Origin of the sequence: Microvirga sp. M2 (assembly GCF_047497095.1) — a bacterium.
Lineage (GTDB): Bacteria > Pseudomonadota > Alphaproteobacteria > Rhizobiales > Beijerinckiaceae > Microvirga.
Window position 1 is genome coordinate 2,046,249 of record NZ_CP134063.1, and the last position, 15,498, is coordinate 2,061,746.

Annotated in this window: 15 protein-coding genes; 10 read left to right on the forward strand and 5 right to left on the reverse strand. The window is 65.0% G+C overall.

What is annotated here, in order from left to right:
- The first annotated feature begins 98 nt into the window (after positions 1–98).
- From RE429_RS09705 to RE429_RS09735, 7 genes are all read left to right on the forward strand, one after another.
- Positions 99–1,193: a Rieske 2Fe-2S domain-containing protein gene (locus RE429_RS09705; protein ID WP_414474068.1), complete on the forward strand. Its 1,095-nt coding sequence runs from the start codon at positions 99–101 to the stop codon at positions 1,191–1,193.
- A gap of 8 nt (positions 1,194–1,201) precedes the next feature.
- The gene (locus RE429_RS09710; protein WP_414474069.1) at positions 1,202–2,176 is read left to right on the forward strand and encodes a PDR/VanB family oxidoreductase; all 975 of its coding nucleotides are present in this window, start codon (positions 1,202–1,204) and stop codon (positions 2,174–2,176) included.
- A 224-nt stretch (positions 2,177–2,400) separates the two neighbouring features.
- On the forward strand, positions 2,401–3,261 hold the full coding sequence (locus RE429_RS09715) for an EcsC family protein (RefSeq protein ID WP_414474070.1): 861 nt from the start codon (positions 2,401–2,403) through the stop codon (positions 3,259–3,261).
- 360 nt (positions 3,262–3,621) lie between these two features.
- Positions 3,622–3,810, forward strand: a complete 189-nt coding sequence (locus RE429_RS09720) for a hypothetical protein (RefSeq protein WP_414474071.1) — start codon at positions 3,622–3,624, stop codon at positions 3,808–3,810.
- Entirely contained in the window at positions 3,800–4,198 is a 399-nt protein-coding gene (locus tag RE429_RS09725; RefSeq protein ID WP_414474072.1) for a response regulator, read from the forward strand. Before RE429_RS09720 ends, RE429_RS09725 begins: the two co-directional genes overlap by 11 nt.
- A 626-nt stretch (positions 4,199–4,824) precedes the next feature.
- Entirely contained in the window at positions 4,825–5,169 is a 345-nt protein-coding gene (locus RE429_RS09730) for a hypothetical protein (RefSeq protein ID WP_414474073.1), read from the forward strand.
- 42 nt (positions 5,170–5,211) lie between these two features.
- A complete protein-coding gene (locus tag RE429_RS09735; protein ID WP_414474074.1) occupies positions 5,212–5,622 on the forward strand; it encodes a hypothetical protein in 411 nt (136 codons plus the stop codon).
- A gap of 1 nt (position 5,623) precedes the next feature.
- Here the strand turns inward: RE429_RS09735 and RE429_RS09740 are convergent, their stop codons facing one another.
- Positions 5,624–5,881, reverse strand: a complete 258-nt coding sequence (locus RE429_RS09740) for a hypothetical protein (RefSeq protein ID WP_414474075.1) — start codon at positions 5,879–5,881, stop codon at positions 5,624–5,626.
- Positions 5,882–6,376: 495 nt separating this feature from the next.
- On the opposite strand from RE429_RS09740, the gene RE429_RS09745 reads away from it, so the two are divergent.
- Together RE429_RS09745 and RE429_RS09750 are read left to right on the forward strand one after the other, a co-directional pair.
- Complete coding sequence (locus RE429_RS09745; protein WP_414474076.1) at positions 6,377–7,984, forward strand: SUMF1/EgtB/PvdO family nonheme iron enzyme; 1,608 nt, start codon at positions 6,377–6,379, stop codon at positions 7,982–7,984.
- Between the two features lie 14 nt (positions 7,985–7,998).
- Positions 7,999–8,478, forward strand: coding sequence for a DUF4399 domain-containing protein (locus RE429_RS09750; RefSeq protein ID WP_414474077.1), 480 nt, complete (start codon positions 7,999–8,001; stop codon positions 8,476–8,478).
- Positions 8,479–8,532: 54 nt separating this feature from the next.
- On the opposite strand, the gene RE429_RS09755 is transcribed toward RE429_RS09750, so the two are convergent.
- The 4 genes from RE429_RS09755 to RE429_RS09770 all read right to left on the reverse strand — a co-directional run bounded on the left by RE429_RS09755 (position 8,533) and on the right by RE429_RS09770 (position 14,570).
- Complete coding sequence (locus RE429_RS09755; RefSeq protein ID WP_414474078.1) at positions 8,533–9,111, reverse strand: L,D-transpeptidase; 579 nt, start codon at positions 9,109–9,111, stop codon at positions 8,533–8,535.
- 111 nt (positions 9,112–9,222) lie between these two features.
- Positions 9,223–10,320 (reverse strand): medium chain dehydrogenase/reductase family protein, encoded by a 1,098-nt coding sequence (locus RE429_RS09760; protein ID WP_414474079.1) that lies wholly within the window; start codon positions 10,318–10,320, stop codon positions 9,223–9,225.
- 200 nt (positions 10,321–10,520) lie between these two features.
- Entirely contained in the window at positions 10,521–12,518 is a 1,998-nt protein-coding gene (locus RE429_RS09765; protein WP_414474080.1) for a hydantoinase B/oxoprolinase family protein, read from the reverse strand.
- A 3-nt stretch (positions 12,519–12,521) separates the two neighbouring features.
- Positions 12,522–14,570 carry a hydantoinase/oxoprolinase family protein gene (locus RE429_RS09770; protein WP_414474081.1) on the reverse strand — a complete coding sequence of 683 codons (2,049 nt, stop codon included), beginning with the start codon at positions 14,568–14,570 and terminating at the stop codon, positions 12,522–12,524.
- Position 14,571: 1 nt separating this feature from the next.
- Between RE429_RS09770 and RE429_RS09775 the strand changes: the two genes are divergently transcribed.
- Entirely contained in the window at positions 14,572–15,483 is a 912-nt protein-coding gene (locus tag RE429_RS09775; RefSeq protein ID WP_414474082.1) for an IclR family transcriptional regulator, read from the forward strand.
- The last annotated feature ends 15 nt before the right edge of the window (positions 15,484–15,498 follow it).

The following is a 15,498-nucleotide window of genomic DNA, read 5'->3' on the forward strand; positions in this document are numbered from 1 at the left end:
GACGTCCAACTGACCGACCAACGGACGGAAGCGCCGCCCCGGAGGTGGCGCTTTTGTGACCTCGCACGCCGAATGCGCGCTTCCCAGGGAGATAACCGATGACCGACGCTCAAAGCTTCCCGCTGAATGCATGGTATGCCGCGGCCTGGAGCCATGAGGTCAAGCATGAGCTCGCGGCCAGGACCGTCTGCAACAAGGACATGGTGCTCTATCGCCGGTCGGACGGTCAGGTCGCCGTCCTGGAGGATGCGTGCTGGCACCGGCTGCTCCCGTTGTCGATGGGGCATCTCAGGGGCGATGAAGTGGTCTGCGGCTATCACGGGCTCGTCTTCAACGCCGCCGGGCGCTGCACCTACATGCCCGCGCAGAAGACCATCAACCCGTCGGCCTGCGTGCGCGCTTACCCGGCCGTCGAGCGGCATCGCCTGGTATGGGTCTGGCCCGGCGATCCGGCTCTCGCCGACCCCGCGAAGATTCCCGATTTCCATTGGAACGACGGCACGGACTGGGTCGGAGAAGGGGGAACCTTCTACAGCCTGAAATGCGACTACCGCCTCGTCATCGACAATCTCATGGATCTCACCCACGAGACCTATGTCCATGCGGGCAGCATCGGGGACGAGGCGATCACCAGCGCGCCCTTCGACGTCACGCATACGGACCAAACGGCGACCGTGACCCGCTGGATGATCGGCATCGAGCCGCCGCCGTTCTGGGCCAGGCAGCTCGACCGGCCCGGCGAGCACGTGGACCGCTGGCAGATCATCTATTTTCAGGCGCCGTCCACCATCGTGGGCGATGTGGGCGTCGCGGTGACCGGAACCGGCGCTCCGCAGGGCGACCGCTCGCAGGGCGTGAACGGCGCGTTCCTGGCAGCCATCACGCCGGAGACCGACAAGACCTGCCATTATTTCTGGAACTTCGTGAGAACCTTCCGGAGCGACGACGATGAGCTCACGCGCGACATCAACAAGGCCCACGTCAACGGGGGGAAAGGCGTCTACGACCAGGACCACGTGGTGCTCGAGGCGCAGCAGATCGCCATCGACCGAAACCCGAGGCTGCCCTTCTACAACCTCAATATCGATGCCGGCGCATTGTGGGCCCGCAAGCTGATCGACCGGATGCTCGCGGCCGAACGCGCCCAGCCGTTCCACCAGCCGGCCCCCATGCCGAACCAGGCCGCAGAATAGGGTCCGCCATGGCCGAGCCAATCGAATGGCGCAGCGCGAAGCTGCGCGCAACGCGAGACGTCTCTCCGGACATCCGTCTCTTCGAGATCGAGCCGTCGGGGGCGTTCGTCGCACCGGCGCCGGGCAGCCATATCAACGTGACGGTGCAGATCGGCGCGCGGCCCGACACCCGCTCCTATTCGATCGTGGGTTCCTGCGCGGACGGGATCTACCGCATCGCCGTCAAGCTCCTGGGCGGCAGCCGCGGCGGCTCCGCCTACATGTGGAATCTGGCTCCAGGCGCCCATCTCACGATCTCGACGCCGGGCAATCACTTCCCGCTCAGCCGGGGCCGTCCCGAATATCTTCTGCTCGCGGGCGGCATCGGGATCACGCCCGTCTTCACGATGGCGCTGGCCCTGGCGGAGGCCGGGGCCCGCTTCCGCCTGCTCTATGCCTGCCGCAGGCGGCAGGATCTCGCCTTCGCCGACGAACTCCGGGAGCGCATCGGGGATCGCCTCGAGGTCTTTCTCGACGAGGCGGGGGAACGGGTCGATCTCGATGCGCAGATCGCCCGTCTCGCGCCGGAAGGCGAGCTTTATGTCTGCGGCCCCATCGGCATGCTGGAGGCGGCCAAGCGCGCCTGGCGGAAGAGCGGCAGGCCGGTGGACCGGCTGCGGTTCGAAACCTTCGGCAACAGCGGCCGCTTCGCCTCGCAGCCCTTCACGGTAAAGATCCCGCGTCTCGGAAGGGAACTCACCGTTTTGCAGAACCAGACCATGCTGGATGCCCTGGAGGCCGCCGGAATCGCCATGATTTCCGACTGCCGCCGTGGCGAATGCGGCCTGTGCGCCCTGCATATTCTGGACGTGGACGGGGTCGTCGACCACCGGGACGTGTTCTTCAGCGACGACGAGAAGTCCGAGAACGGGAAGCTCTGCACCTGCGTCTCGCGGGTCGCCGGCACCAGCATCACCATCGACACCGCCGACAGGGCCGCCTGACGCGAGCCCTTAGGCGCCTGTTCCTGCTCAGCCATCGTCATCTCCTCCGGGAAGCCAGGATGCGACCGGTTCGGGCTTCGGGCCGCCATATCGATATTCGTGAGTTGTTCATGGTCTCGGGAAAGCGTGGAAAACCGGCCCGATGCCGGTTCGGGGCTTGATCCGTCCGAATGGGCAGGCCGCCCGGTCTGTTCAATCCGGTCCGGACCTCCCAGATAGAGATCATGAGCCAGGACCTTCACCCTCATGCGCCGCTCGCGGCCTCCACCGGTCGCAGCGCCGCTCCCGAGATCGCACTGTCCGAAGAAGACCGCGAGGCGTTGCGGCAGGCCGTCCTCGCGCTGGAGGGGCCGAGCTACGTGGCCCGGCTGTCGTCCCTGGCCGGGCGGCCGATCGAGCTGCTCGGGCAGGCGCTTCCCGCTCCCGTATCCGAGGTGATGTCGAAGACGACGCAGGCGGCGCTCGCCCGCGCCCTGCGCTACGCGCTCAAGACGATCCCGAAGGAGGGCAGGGATCCCGAGACCCGGGTCCACAAGGCGCTCGCGATCCTGTCCGGCGCGATGGGCGGCGCGCTCGGCGTTTCGGCCGTCCTGGCGGAGCTTCCGATCTCGACGACGATCATGCTCCGTTCCATCGCCCGGATCGCCGGGAGCGAAGGCGAGGATCTGGAGGATCCCGAGACGGCGCTGGCCTGCATTCAGGTCTTCGCGCTCGGCGGACATACCGGATCGGACAACCTGCACGAGGCCGGCTATTTCGCCGTCCGGGCCGCGATGGCGAAGTCCGTCACGCATGCTCTGCAGCAGATCGCCGGGCGCGGCATCGTCGACGAGAGCACCTCGGCCATCGTCCGCCTGCTCGCCCAGATCGGAACGCGGTTCGGGGTGGTCGTCTCGCAGAAGGTCGCCGTTCAGGCGGTGCCCGTGCTGGGCGCCATCGGCGGCGCGGCCGTCAACGCGGCCTTCATCGACCACTTCCAGACCCTGGCCCGGGGGCATTTCACCGTGCGCCGGCTGGAGCGGGCCTACGGCAAGGGAACGGTGCGGCGGGCCTATGACCAGATCCTCGCCACCACCCCAATCTGAGTGTATCCCTCGCAATTCCAATGCATCGTTTGACCGGCCCGGCGGGCCCGCACGATGCGCTGGAATCCGAGGCAGGCCTCAGGCGGCGAGGCGGAGCCCCATCTCGCACTGGCTGACCGGCGCCGCGCCTGATCGCCCTCAAGACGATCAGGCGCGGCCTGAAGGTGGCAACAGGCGTGGAATGACGCCGCGTGAAGCGTCGGAACACCTCCTGGTTGCGGCGCCGTATCCTTCGCGCACTGGTTTTTGTGGCTACGCTGAAACCAGCCCGCGACCCAGCGGTTCCCTTATTAACATAGGTTAGCCAACACCGCGCCCCGAGCCGATGCGAGGGGCCGCGACTGGCCGAGGAGAACACGGATGCCCCAGGATGTTTCAGGCGGCCTGCGCCTGCCCCATGTCAACGAACTCCATCCGGACGTCGCCACCTTCGCGATCGCCCGCACCCTCGAGGAGGTTTACCGGAGCGTGATCGAGGAGCCGGTGCCGCCGCGTCTGATGGCCATCCTCCTGCGCATGGAAAGCCGGGGAGGCCGGGATGGCGGATAGAGTCCCCGACCCGCATGTCGCCCTCATCGTCGAGGACGATCCGGATGTCCGGGAGCTGGCCGCGGCCCTGCTGGAGGAGACCGAGCTCGATGTCGTGGAGGTCGCGAGCGCCGAGGCGGCCCTGGCCTATCTGAAGGACCGGGGAGGCGAGGTGGCGATGATCTTCGCCGATATCCGCCTCGCCGGCCCGATGGACGGGATTCAGCTCGCCAAGGCGGCCTGCACGCTCTGGCCGACGATCCGGATCGTGCTCACCTCCGGCGTCGCGGGCGACCGGCTGGACGAGTTGCCCGATTGCGTCGCCTTCATGCCGAAGCCCTGGCGCGGCCTGGACGTGCTGGTCGAGGCGGAAAAGGCCGTGCATCAGCCCCCGCCGCCGGTGGCCTGACGAGAGGGGCGCGATTGGCCGACGCCACTCGGCGGCCTCTTGCATGGGCGCCTCTTGCATGGGCGCCTCTTGCGGATCGGATTTCCATCCCCATATCACGCTGACCCAGCGGACATTCTTGTGGACTTCGACAGCGGCGGGCGTCACCGCTCAGCGTCGATGGGACCGTGCCAGGACGGATGAACTCCGGCCCGGTCCGTTCCTGCGCCAGCCTGACGATGCCGGCGCCCGACTGGACCTTGATCAGCCCAGGCCCGTAGTGCGCGAGGCAGAGATGCGACGGCATCCTGTCCGTTCGCCCCGGAGCCTGGGCTTTTCCGTTTCAGGAGCCGTTTTCCCGGTTCGCCGACGGGGCGGCCGGACCGGCTCGCCCATTGACGCGTTACCCTGTCGCCGTGTTATCTCGTCACCGGAGCCGGACGCATCCGGCTCCGGGGCGTGAGAACCCCTTCTGCGGCGGCCGGTATCGGCCGTGAACGATGCCTTCCCAGCTTATGGCCGGGGAGGCGATGGCGCATGTCCAGGGCGAAAGCCTAAAGGTCATCGCGGTCGTCCGCAGACGGCTTCTCAACTCCCCGACCACCAGCGGTGCTGGTGGTCGCTCCACACCAAGGGGAGTTGCAGCGATGGACCAGCCCTCCAGTATCGTGGCCGATTGGCTCGCGAGGTTTCAAACCTCACCCGAATTCATCCAGGCTCTCTGGATCATCAGCGTGCCGCTGACCCTCATCGGCATGACGTGGGGCGTAACGTGGCTGGTGATGCGCGGTCTCCGCGACACGCGCCCCACGCTCGCCCGCCGCGATTGGCGCGGCCACCTGATCTACGGCGTCTATCAGGATCCGGAAGGCCGCTGGATGGTCTACTGGCACAACCGCAAACCGCAGGAGGTGGACTGGACCAATCCGCCGCCCGAACTCATCGGACGAGGGCAGGTGGTGCAGGGCGTGTTCCGCCGGCCGGAGGAGTGAGGCTTCGTCCCTCCTACCCGCCTGATGGCCGTTGAGGGGTTGTTGAAGAAGCGTGGGGAGCCGTCCGAGCGGCGCCGGATCCTGGAACAGGAGATCAAGCAAATCGGCAGCCATGTGGCAGCCATCGATCAGGTTGCGAAGCTGTTCGACCCGAGCATCCTGCCAACCACAATCTCACGAAAGAGGTTGCCCGCAAGCAGCGGTAATGCGTTCACGGGGGAGAACCCGAGCGCGATCGTCCTCAAGACGATCCGTGACGCCAAGGAACCCATCAGCACGGCGGCGTGCTCGGCGGCCATTGCAAGGCAAAAGGGACTTGCCGAGGACGATCCCTTCCTCAAGACCATGCCGAGCCGTATCTCGGCTACCCTCCCGAACCTAGAGAAGCGCGGACGTGTACGGCAGGCAGGAACCCTCGACGGACGCAAGGACCTCTGGGAGATCGCACGCTGAGTTATGCCGTCCGCTTGGCGGTCTTCACTTTCCTCTGCGCGTAACTCTCGGCCACATGGGCGAGGACCGCATCGAACCAGTTCGCTGGCAATTGGCCGATCACGCAGGTATCGCGTGCGGACGGAAGGCTCGAGAGCCAATCCCCGGGCCTGAGATCCGGTCCCGGCCAGACGAAGATGTTGACCTGATCCGTGGAAACCCACGCGGGCTCCTCATCCAGGCCCAGCCAGCGCTTCAGCTTGCGCGGGACCCCGAGCATCTCGAGCGTCTATCCGCGGTTGCCGAGGCGGTTGCGGTCCTCGCGCCAGGAAAGTTCGGCGACATGTGGTCTTTGCTACCGAATGCCGCTCATTTACGCCACCATCGTCATGCCCGGCCTTGAGCCGGGCATCCCCGTCTTGATGGCTCGACGGCCGCGGAGACCCGGAGGGCTGGAGACCAAGTGCGGCCATGGCGAGGAGGGGCAGGTGTTGGGAGGGGACATGTCGTGGGAAGCGAAGTTCCCGCCCGCCAATGCGTTCGACGTCCCTGATCGATCCGACCTCGACATTCAGGACAGGCTTCGTCGTCGACGCCTTCCAGCGCATCGTTCTCGCGAAAGACCGGGGCCGCTTTTTCGCACGATTCGCCGGTCGCACAGGCCCGCAACGATGTTCCCGACCGGCCAATGCCCAAAAGATCCAGGGGCGTCGAATTGCTTCGGCAACGTGACCGAGTGTAATTTCAAAAATACCAACGTGCCATCGGGAGCCTCATGCCCGGAGAAAGCACATCGCATGTCATTGGCAGTCCGCGGCGGCTGGCGGCTATTCTTGCGGCTGACATTGCCGGCTATAGCCGGCTCATGGGCATCGACGAGGAAGGCACGCTCGCCCGGCTGAAGCGGCATCGCCGCGAACTCATCGAGCCGACGATCCAAGAGCATTTCGGCCGCGTCATCAAGACGACCGGCGACGGATTCCTGGCCATGTTCGACAGCCCGCTCGAGGCGGTGCGCTGCGCCATCGTCATCCAGCAATCGATGGCGGCCCGGAACACCTCGCTGCCGCCGGAGCAGTGGATCCGCTACCGCATCGGGGTGAACCTGGGCGATGTCATCGTCGATCCGGACGACATCTACGGCGATGGGGTCAATATCGCGGCGCGATTGGAGAACATTGCCGAGCCCGGCGGGGTCTATATCTCGGGTGGCGTTTACGAGCAGATCAAGAACAAGCTGGTCTGCGGTTATCAATCGCTCGGCGACGAAAAGCTCAAGAACATCACGGATCCTGTCCGCATCTACCGCGTCCTGCCCGATCCGGCTGCGGTTTCGCGCGCCACACATGCAAAATGGAGATGGACCATTGCCGGGCTCACGGCTTTGGTCGCTGCGGCAGGAGGCACTTTGTACGTCTACGCGCTGCGTCCCGCAGGGGTGCCGGGGGCCGCGTTGAATTCACCCGCCTCCGTCCCGGCTCAGGCCGAGGCGGCGCAACCGCAACGAGACGGATCCTCTCAGGCCGCCGCCGACCTTCCGGGGCTTCCGCCGGTGCCTCCGCCCCTGACGGGCGTGCTGCCCATTCCTATTCCGGAAGCGAATCCCGCTCCCGTTGCGCCGCCCGCCAATCCTCAGGTCGCTGCCGTGCCTCCACCACAGCCTTTGACCAGACCGGTGGAATTCGGGACGACCTTCCGAGACTGCCAAGGATGCCCGGAGTTGGTGCGACTGGCCGGAGGCAGCTTCCGGATGGGGAGCAATGAGGATCCGTCCGAGGCTCCGGCCCACCCGGTTACCGTCAAGCCGTTCGCGTTGGGGCGATATCCCGTCACGGTGGGTGAATGGAATCGATGTGTGGCTGCGAGCGCCTGTCCTGTGCCCCTCAACGGCGACGCTGCGGCTCCGGCTCGCAATCTGAGTTGGGTCGATGCGCTGCAGTATGTTGCGTGGCTTTCGAAGAGCACGGGACAGGATTATCGCCTATCGAGCGAAGCCGAATGGGAATACGCCGCCCGGGCCGGAACCAGCAGTCGCTACTGGTGGGGCGACAAGGTCGTTCCGAAGATGGCCAACTGCAAAGGGTGCGGCGAGCCTTACGATCCGCGTCAGCCCACGCAGGTCGGCAGCTTCCCGGCGAACCCGCTGGGACTCCACGACATGACGGGCGGCGTCGCGCAGTGGGTCGCGGATTGCTGGCATCCGAACTACCACGGCGCACCTGCCGATGGATCGGCCTGGACTGAACCGAATTGCCGGGAGAACGTGCTGCGCGGCGGCTCCTGGCGTAACGACGCGAGCTATGTCAGATCCTCAAGCCGAGCCTATTACGACAGCGGCGTGCGATATCCGGCTCATGGATTCCGGGTGGCCCGGTCGCTTTGAAAGGGAGACGAGTCATGCATGCCATCGTCCGGCAGGGTGCGATCGCCGCCGTGCTCACCGCAGGATTCTGTTGGGCCCCCGGGGCTCAGGCGCAGACTCCGGCTTCCGCGGACGCCTCTCTCTACATCATCTATCCGCGCGACGGACAGCGGATCCGAGGCGGCTTTCCGGTCCGCTTCGGGCTGCGCAACATGGGTGTCACCCATGCCGGCGACAAGACACCCAATACCGGGCACCACCATCTCCTGGTTGATGTGAACGAGGAGATCGAGCCGAACGAACCGATTCCGACCGATAAGCAACATCTTCATTTCGGTGCAGGTCAGACGGAAACCCGTCTCGAGCTTCCTCCTGGGAAACATACTCTGCAACTCGTTCTCGGAGATGCCGACCACAAACCCTTCGCGCCTCTTCTTGCTTCCAAAAAGATAACCGTAACGGTATTGCCGCCCCGGGCACCCAGACCCCCTCAGAGCAGCCGTGCACAGCGATAGAGCAGGATGGGGCGAGACGGATGTTCGGCCGTCGGGAATGCGGTGAGCCGCCGGTCAGCGCAACACCACGACCCTGGTGCCGATCCGGGTTCGGTTGTAGAGGTCGACGACATCGGCATTGGTCATGCGAATGCACCCGGACGAGACCGCATATCCGATCGTCTCCGGCTCATTGGAGCCATGAATCCGGTACAGGGACGAGCCCAGATAAAGCGCGCGCGCTCCCAGCGGGTTGCCCAGACCGCCGGCCATGTAACGCGCCAGATCAGGGCGGCGGCGCAGCATCGCGGCCGGCGGGCTCCAGGCGGGCCATTCCCGTTTCATGCTGACCGTCTTGGTCCCGGCCCAGGCGAAGCCCGGTCGGCCAACCCCGATCCCGTACTGAATCGCCTGTCCTTGGCCGAGCACGAAATAGAGCCGCCGCTGACTGGTGGAGATGACGATCGTACCGGGCCGATGATTGCCGGACCACGAAACCAGCCGCCGAACGGTTGGGGAGCTGGGTCCGCCGAACAGGCGCTCGAAGAAGCTGGCTGGCCCTCCACCCGGGGAGGTGACGGGCTGCGCTTGGGCGGAGCCCGTGAACGCCATGCTGCACGCAAACGCCACGACAGTGAACACGGAGCGGATCATGGGGATCTCCCTCGCGTGGAATGGCACCGCTTCAACGCTGGACATCCGGCCCTCGGTTCCTCGCAAATCTGGAGTGCCTCAGTTGGATACGAAAGGCTTCACCGGACCGTATCACCGCATGGGCGAACGTCCCGCTGACACGCCGTGCACCGCGGCTGGGGCCATTGGCTCACTCCGTGCTCCGAGGTCGGGGCACAGGACGAGCTTGCCGGCGAGACCGCCTGCTTCGAGACGGCGATGGGCCTCGGCGACCTCGTCGAACGAGATCCGCCCGGCGATACTTGGCCGGATGGCGCCTGCCGCCAACCTGTCGAAGAGATGCCCCAGGTCCTCCCGGAACCAGGCAGGATGGCGTGCCCGCATGAGGTTGATCGAGTAGAGGCGGAGGCGCTTGCCCCTTGGCAACCAGCCCAGCACCTGCCTCCAGACATATACGCGCACGAGCCAAAGCATCAGAGGCAGCAGGCGTCGTTGCTCTTGCACGTTTGCCGAGTAGCCGTAGGCACAGAGCAGACCGCCCGCCTTGAGTGCCGCGAACGAGCGGCGATAATCGTCTTCGCCGACACCATCGAACACCACGTCGAACCCACCCGGCAGGACGCGCGTGAAGTCCTCGCGCTGGTAGTCGATGGGCGTGGCGCCGAGTTCGCGGACGATCCCGGCGTGCTCGCCCCGTGCAGTGCCCCATAGCTTCAGCCCCGACATTCGGCCCAGCGTCAGCAGCGCCTGACCGACAGCGCCGGCTGCTCCCTGCACGAGCACACACTGGCCTGCCTGAACCTGAGCCGTCCGGTGCAGGAGCTGGTAAGCGGTTGTCCAACTCAGGATCAGCGTGGCCGCCTCTGCCGGATCGATGCCTAGCGGCACCCGGACCAAGTCCCTGGCCCGGAGTGTTCGATAGGTGGCATTCGAGCCCACGACCGTCATGTCCGCCACACGCTCGCCAAGCTGGAAGTCCGTCACGTCCTCACCGAGTTGATCGATCTCCCCAACCAGGTCGTAACCCAGCGCGAATGGCGGTCGTAGGCGCATCGTTTGTGGGTAAAGGTGGCGGCGGATCGTGACGTCGGTGTACTCCAGGGCTGAAGCGAGCACCCGCACCCGAACCTCACCGGGCCCGGCGGCCGGCAAGGGGGCGTCGACGATCGCGAGCCCGTCCGAACCACCGAAGCGGCTGACCTGAACAACCTGGTTGCGCGGCTCCGCCATGGGCGTTCTCCTTGCGACTTCACAATCCAGTGCAAGGACGGAAAAGGCCCGAGCGGCTCCTGTGCCGCGGGTCCCACCGCCATGCAGGATGGCGAGACTTCCGATGCGACATCCTACTCTGCCTGACTGCGGCTCCGCCTTGATGTACCTCAAATCGGCGAGCCGTCGCGGAGCCGGCATTCACTTTTGCGGAAAAGGCTCTAGCGCGTCGGACGTGGGTCCGATTCCAGATCCGATGCTGTCGGTGCGATCCTCTGCGCGTTACGCCTCATCGATTGAGCGGCCTGTTCGGCCGTGATCGGTTTCTCCGAATTCATGAGCTCGCGGCGCGCCGTTGCAAGAACGTTTCTTCGAATGCCTTGCGGGATCCGCATGGCTGCTTCTGCAAGGGCAACGCTCGTATCGACGGGCCAGATGCTCTCGTAGCGCTCTCGCTCGGGCCCCGATGCGATTTCCCATTGTGGCGTTTCAGGCACATTGCCGCGCAAGGCGGTCGTGCGCTCCCGATCCACTTCGTCGTCGGCGATGACGACCCCGTAGACCGTTGCAGCCTCGTCGGCAGAGATCAGCTCGTCGCGGACGTCGCGGAGAACGAGATCGGGATCGCGCATCCTCGGGTTGCCGAAGCCCCCTCCCGATGGCGATACCATCAGGAGCACGTCTCCCTTCTCCATCGTCAAGACCTTGATCTTGCCGATCTCGCGCGTGATGGATCCCCGACGCAGGACCGCCTGACCGTTGCAGCCGGGCTCGCCGCCATAAGCCCCCCAGGGCTGAAGGCGGAAGCGGTCCAGGCCGCGGACCGTGATGATGGCCTCGGGCGCACGGCATTCGAGTTCGATGGAGACCGAGGCTCCGCCGCGATAGCGGCCATGGCCGATGGTCGAGGGAACCAACTCGTGACGTCGGACGATGAGTGGCGTTTCGATCTCCACATGCTCGATGGGCGTACTCTTGAGATAACCGATCATGGTGTCGGTCGCATCGACGCCGTCGGCCCGGACACGGCCGCCCGACCCGCCCGAGAACGGTTCGACCACGGCGACGCGATTGCGGCCCGTCAGGGGATCGACCCATGAAGCGCTGATGATGCCGGCCTGGCCTGCGCCGCAGGCGGCGATGCCGCCCGGAACGGCCTGGTTGAGGCATCCCATCAGCGCGTCGTAGGTACGCATCACCGCAACCCAGCGGTTGCCCATGGCGGCCGGAAAGTCAGCGTTCATAAGCGTGCCGAGAGGCGCGTAGGCTTTGATCGGGCGAAGGATTCCGCCGTTGATCGGGATGGAGGGCTCCACGGTCTGAATGTAGTTGGTGAGCGCGAGGCACAGAAAGGGGTGGGTCCTGCTGCCCGTGCCGAAGTTGAGTGCGGCATGGACCTGCGGCGAGCTTCCGGTGTAGTCGATCTCCGCTTCATCTCCGGCGATGGTCATCCGGCAATGGATATGGATCGCCGCGTCGGGATCGTCGCTTTCGAGGTAGTCGGTGAAGGTGTAGGTGCCGTCGCGCAGAGAGCGAATGGCTTCGCGGGCCTTATGCTCGGCGTAAGCGATCACATTCTCCACACATTGCTGGAACGTCACCTGGCCGACACGCCGGCAAAGGGCGACGGCGCGCTCGTCCAAAAGACGCATGGCCGCCATCAAGGCTTCGAGATCCCCCCAGACGGCATCTCCGATCCGCGAATTGTCGCGGAGAATGTTCACCACATCCCGATTGAGCGCGCCGGCCGCGACGAGCTTCATCGGTCGAAGCCTGATACCCTCCTGAAACGCTTCGGTGAGATCGGGCGAGATGCTGCCCGGAACCGCGCCGCCGATATCCGACGCGTGGACGAACGACCACGCGAAGCAGATGAGGTCACCATCGAGGAAGACCGGACGCACCAGATGGATATCCATCTGGTGCGTCACAAGCCCGCCCGTACGGAACGGGTCGTTGGAGATCAGAACGTCTCCCGCCTTCAAATCCGCAAGGTCGAAGGCATCGAGAAATCCTTGAATGGATTGGCCGCTGCCCGACGTGACCCCCGTCATGGTCGGATAGGCGAAGAACTCACCGGAGAGGGCCGCCAGGGCAACCTGGAAATCCTGGGTCTGCTTGACGAACGTCGTATGGGCCGTCCGGTAGGCGACCGTCGCGGCTTCCTCGGCCATGGCGGTAAACCGGTTCTTCATGATCTCGGTCAGAACAGGATCCATGATTCATCCTTTCGTCATTTCAAGGTCGCCGAATGCGGTGAGCTTTGCGCGAAATCCCTGCGGCACGAGGATCGTGGCGAGATCCTGCTGCACGATCGCCGGTCCTTCGATCCGCTGTCCGACCCGCATCTCGGGCCAGGAATAGACCGGGGCTTCGGCGACCCATCGGCCTTCCACCAGGATGGGGCGCGTCTCGATGGGCCGGGGTTCCAGCGGCTCTCCAGGATCCAGGGGCACGGCTGCCGGTTTCGCCTGGCGGCCGATCGTCCGCAGTCGAAGATTGTCGATGACGACGGGGGAGTTCTCATCGCAGTGGCCGAACAGGCGATGATGTTCCCGATGAAACAACGCGAAAACGGCGTCGAGTTCGAGACCCGCTTCCAGCCTGCCGGAGAGGTCTATCGGGATCGTGAAGGATTGTGCGCCGTAGCGCATATCCGCGAGGTAAACGCGATCGACGGCGAGGATCTGTTCGTCATGGCTCTGCCGCGCGAGCCAGGCCTCGCCTTCGGCGCGCAGGGTGTCGAAACGACGGGCGATGCCTTCACGGGAAAGGCTCACTCCGTGCAGGCTGTGAACGCCATCATGCACGAGATCCGACACGAGGCCCCCGAACGCGCAGAACACGGAAGGAAGGCGCGGCACGACGATATGCCTGATGCCGCATTCCTCCGCGAGGAGAGGGCCGTGAATGCCCCCGGCGCCGCCATAGATCATCAGGGCCAGATCGTTCGGCCCGACCCCGCAACGGGCGAGGAAGGGCAAGACGCGGGTCATCATGGTCGAGGTGGCCACCGCGATGGCGCTCTGAGCCGCGCCGACGGCATCCGTGCCGAGAGCGTCCGCGATAGGCCGGAAGGCTTCTTCCGCGAGCGATCGGTCAAGGGAGAGCTTTCCCCCGAGCAGACCCTTCGGCGACAGGTAGTTCATCAGCAGATAGGCGTCCGTCAAGGTCGGCTCGCGCCCGCCCTGTCCGTAGCAGGCAGGGCCCGGCTGCGACCGGGCGCTGCGCGGTCCGACTTTCAACACGCCCGCGTCGAGCCAGACGATGGAGCCGCCGCCGGCCCCCATGGCCTCGATCGCCGTGACGGGCATGAGCAGCGGAAAATCGCCCACCTCCGCCTGTCCGGTCGTGACGGGGCGCCCACGCTCGATCAGCGAGACGTCGGTCGAGGTTCCGCCCATATCGAAGGTGAGAACCTGTTCGAGACCTAAAAGTTCGCCGACCGCCTGAGCCGCGGTGACGCCCGCGGCAGGTCCGGACAGCAAGGTGTGAACAGGAACCTCGCGCGCTTCGGCCGAGGACATGATCCCGCCGTTGGATTTCGTGATGGCGAGGCGGGACCTTGGGAACCGGGACTGGAGAAAGTCGTCGACCTCCTTGAGGTAGCTGTCCATGAGTCGCTTCACATAGACGTTCAGCAGGGTGAGAACGGCGCGTTCATATTCCGATTGCTGCGGCCAGACCTCATGGGACGCCATCACGTCGAGATCGGGAAAGTGAACTCTGGCGAGTTCGAGGGCCCGGCGCTCATGCACCGGGTTGCGATAGCCGTGAAGAAAGCAGATGCCGACGGCCTGCGCGCCCTTCTCGCGGGCGGCCCGCAATGCGGCAATGACCGATGCATCGTCGATGGGCGTATCGACGGAACCATCGGAAAGCAGGCGCTCGCGAATCTCGAACACGCGTTCACGCGGTACGATCGGCGCCGGTCGCCGGTTGAACAGATCGATCGGCTTGTCGAGGCGTAGCCGCGCGATGCCGAGCAGATCGCGATAGCCTTGCGTCGTCAGCAGAGCGACCGGCGGTTGCGAGCGTTCGATCACCGCATTGGTGCTGATCGTCGTCCCGTGAACCACCAGGACCGAGGCGTCCGCGGGAATCGCGCAGCGCTCGGCGATCTCGATCACTCCCTGGATCACGGCGTCCGCAAAGTTCGGATAGGTCGTCGGCCGCTTATGGCTGCCGATCTCGACGTAGCCGTCTCTCTCGTCTTTCCAAATGGCGAAGTCGGTGAAAGTCCCGCCAATATCGACCCCAATCCTCAACACGATGTTCTCCGCGAAAACCAGCTTGACGCTAAGTCAAGTCCGTGCGTACCATTGTTGTCAACCCCGTTGCTGTATATGGAACAACATCGTGAGTTCTTTGGAGAACGGCCTCGAAATCTTGTCTCTTCTGAGCAAGGAGCGCCCGATCCTTCGGGTCGGCGAGGTTTGCCGTGAACTGGGCATGCCGAAGAGCAGCGTCTCGCGGCTGTTGAAGACGCTGAGCGAGTACGGTTTCCTCGAGCGGGCAAATCGGGAGCTCGGTTATTGCGTGGGCCGGCGGGCGCTCGCGCTCGCCGAACTCTACCTGGCGGACCACGATCTTCTCGATTTCGTCGACGTCGCCATGGATGCGCTGATTCACGATTTCCAGTTCGCGGCCTATACGGGCATCTTGTCCGGCCCGGACATGATCATTCTGAAGCTGAAGCACGGCACGTATCCGCTTCGCCTCGTGCACGACATCGGAAAGCGGATGCCGGCCTATCCGACCGCCATCGGCCGCGCGCTGCTGGCGCGCAAATCCGACGACGAGGCGATCGAACTGATCGAGGAAAGGGCCGAGGGAAAGATCGACCGCCGCATCATTCGCAAGGAATTGGCCGAGATCCGCAAGACCGGTGTCGCCATGACGAACAGCACCATGATCCCGGGGATCGCGGCTTTCGGCGTCGCCGTCGCGTATCCCGGGAAGGACGAAATGCTGGGATTCTCGGTTTCCTTTCCGACGACCGCCGCCGATCGCCCCCTGCAGGCCAGGATGATGCAGCGCATTCGTGAGGAAGCGCACTCCATAGGCCTTCGCCTGGGCGATCCTTACTGGTCGACACACTCGCTTGAGCCGGGCTCGGCGCCGGCCTCCTCAGGCAAGACGAAAGAACCCGCGTCAAAACCGAAGAAGTTTGCGGAGATCTGAACTTACAGCAGAAGG

Bases quoted from the DNA above. Each gene is read 5' to 3' on its own strand.
- RE429_RS09705 (WP_414474068.1), top strand. From the start codon at position 99: ATGACCGACGCTCAAAGCTTCCCGCTGAATGCATGGTATGCCGCGGCC.
- RE429_RS09710 (WP_414474069.1), top strand. From the start codon at position 1,202: ATGGCCGAGCCAATCGAATGGCGCAGCGCGAAGCTGCGCGCAACGCGA.
- RE429_RS09715 (WP_414474070.1), top strand. From the start codon at position 2,401: ATGAGCCAGGACCTTCACCCTCATGCGCCGCTCGCGGCCTCCACCGGT.
- RE429_RS09720 (WP_414474071.1), top strand. From the start codon at position 3,622: ATGCCCCAGGATGTTTCAGGCGGCCTGCGCCTGCCCCATGTCAACGAA.
- RE429_RS09725 (WP_414474072.1), top strand. From the start codon at position 3,800: ATGGCGGATAGAGTCCCCGACCCGCATGTCGCCCTCATCGTCGAGGAC.
- RE429_RS09730 (WP_414474073.1), top strand. From the start codon at position 4,825: ATGGACCAGCCCTCCAGTATCGTGGCCGATTGGCTCGCGAGGTTTCAA.
- RE429_RS09740 (WP_414474075.1), bottom strand. From the start codon at position 5,881: ATGCTCGGGGTCCCGCGCAAGCTGAAGCGCTGGCTGGGCCTGGATGAG.
- RE429_RS09745 (WP_414474076.1), top strand. From the start codon at position 6,377: ATGCCCGGAGAAAGCACATCGCATGTCATTGGCAGTCCGCGGCGGCTG.
- RE429_RS09750 (WP_414474077.1), top strand. From the start codon at position 7,999: ATGCATGCCATCGTCCGGCAGGGTGCGATCGCCGCCGTGCTCACCGCA.
- RE429_RS09755 (WP_414474078.1), bottom strand. From the start codon at position 9,111: ATGATCCGCTCCGTGTTCACTGTCGTGGCGTTTGCGTGCAGCATGGCG.
- RE429_RS09760 (WP_414474079.1), bottom strand. From the start codon at position 10,320: ATGGCGGAGCCGCGCAACCAGGTTGTTCAGGTCAGCCGCTTCGGTGGT.
- RE429_RS09765 (WP_414474080.1), bottom strand. From the start codon at position 12,518: ATGGATCCTGTTCTGACCGAGATCATGAAGAACCGGTTTACCGCCATG.
- RE429_RS09775 (WP_414474082.1), top strand. From the start codon at position 14,572: ATGTTCTCCGCGAAAACCAGCTTGACGCTAAGTCAAGTCCGTGCGTAC.